Raw genomic sequence first — 1,288 nt, 5'->3', positions numbered from 1 at the left:
CCACAATCTCGGAGCGGTGCCCCGGGTGTTGGTGTGGGACGGCGAAGGCGCGGTCGGGCGGCGACGCCACCGCAAGACGGAACTGACCGGACACTGCCAGGGTTTCCGCGGCACTTTGGGGACGAAGGTGCTGATCTGCAATCCCGCCGACCCCGAAGCCAAGGGCATCATCGAACGCAACCACGACTACCTCGAAACCTCGTTCCTACCGGGCCGCTCGTTCACCGGACCGGACGACTTCAACCGGCAGCTGTCGGCGTGGGTCGCGATAGCGAACACCCGCCGCAAACGGGTCCTCGGATGCGCGCCGGCCGACCGGATCGACGCCGACCGACACGCGATGCTCACGCTGCCGCCGGTGCCCCCGAGCACAGGGTGGCGATCGTCGACCCGGTTGGCGCGCGATCACTACATCCGCCTCGACTCCAACGACTACTCGGTGCATCCGGCGGTGATCGGCCGACGCATCGAGGTCACCGCCGACCTGGACCGGGTGCAGGTCCACTGCGACGGCACTGTTGTCGCCGACCATTCCCGGGCCTGGGCGAAACACCAGACCATCTCCGACCCGGAGCACGTCACCGCGGCGGCGGCCCTGCGCCGCGACCACATGACCGTGGTGCACCGCAAGGACGACAGCGAGGTGCAGATCCGGGCGCTCAGTGACTACGACACCGCCCTGGGCATCGACGACTACGACGGAACGGTGGCGTGATGACGACACAGAGCAGCGTCTCGGAGCGGGACCTGAGCGCCGAGTTGAGCTTCCTCACCCGCGCGTTGAAGGCACCGACCCTGAGGGAGGCGGCGGGACGGCTCAGTGAGAGGGCCCGGTCCGAGAACTGGACCCATGAAGAGTTTCTGGTGGCGTGCTTGCAGCGGGAGGTCTCGGCGCGGGAAAGTCACGGCGGGGAATCGCGGATCCGGTCGGCGCGGTTCCCGGCCCGCAAGTCGTTGGAGGAATTCGACTTCGATCATGCCCGCGGTCTCAAGCGGGAGACGATTGCGCATCTGGGCACGCTCGACTTCGTGACCGCGAAGGACAACGTCGTCTTTCTCGGGCCGCCGGGCACCGGCAAGACCCATCTGGCGATCGGGTTGGCGATCCGGGCTTGTCAGGGCGGGCATCGGGTGTTGTTCGCGACCGCCGCGCAATGGGTGTCCCGGCTCGCCGACGCTCATCACAGTGGCCGGTTGGAAGCCGAGTTGATCAAGCTCGGCCGTTATCCGTTGCTGGTCGTCGACGAGGTCGGCTATATCCCGTTCGAGGCCGAGGCGGCGAACCTGT

At 67.4% G+C, this 1,288-nt stretch carries 1 protein-coding gene and 1 pseudogene; both read left to right on the top strand.

Annotated features, from left to right (window positions below; translation table 11 throughout):
• A pseudogene (locus tag ACFWB0_RS25595) lies at window positions 1–715 on the top strand (IS21 family transposase); the annotation flags it as partial.
• The coding region (locus ACFWB0_RS25590) for an ATP-binding protein (protein WP_378493202.1) at window positions 715–1,288 on the top strand (574 nt) is incomplete at its 3' end. The pseudogene ACFWB0_RS25595 and the gene ACFWB0_RS25590, both read left to right, overlap by 1 nt.

The organism is Rhodococcus sp. NPDC060086 (genome assembly GCF_042730275.1).
GTDB lineage: Bacteria > Actinomycetota > Actinomycetes > Mycobacteriales > Mycobacteriaceae > Rhodococcus.
Note: the sequence above shows the minus strand (reverse complement) of the source record. Positions and strands in the feature narration are given on the sequence as shown.